This is a genomic window from Halalkalibacter lacteus, from assembly GCF_036663595.1.
Taxonomy (GTDB): Bacteria; Bacillota; Bacilli; order Bacillales; family Bacillaceae_D; genus Halalkalibacter; species Halalkalibacter lacteus.
Map to the genome: position 1 here is coordinate 1 of NZ_JAWRVL010000142.1, position 281 is coordinate 281.

1 protein-coding gene is annotated in these 281 nt (G+C 36.7%); it reads right to left on the reverse strand.

Going from position 1 to position 281, the window contains the following annotated elements:
• Nucleotides 1–281, reverse strand: a 281-nt coding sequence (locus tag SAZ04_RS21840) for a transposase (RefSeq protein ID WP_332699626.1), incomplete at both ends; no start/stop codon positions are given.

The window sequence follows — 281 nt, forward strand, 5'->3', positions numbered from 1 at the left end:
ACATCGTGGTTTTTGATGATGGCGGTAGAGGTCTTATGTAAGAAATCTGTACGCTTGTTTTCAATTTTTTCGTGAATGCGAGCAACTTTTATTTTTTGTTTAAGCCAGTTCTTTGAACCAATTACACGTCTTGACAGTATTTGTTGAGCCATTACTAACTTTTTCTCCAAGGACTTAAAATAGCGATGATTCTTATACTTCGTTCCATCTGAAAGGATTGCGAAGTCTTTTATCCCTAAATCAACACCTGTACTGCTGTTTGTTTTCGGCCATTCTGTTAC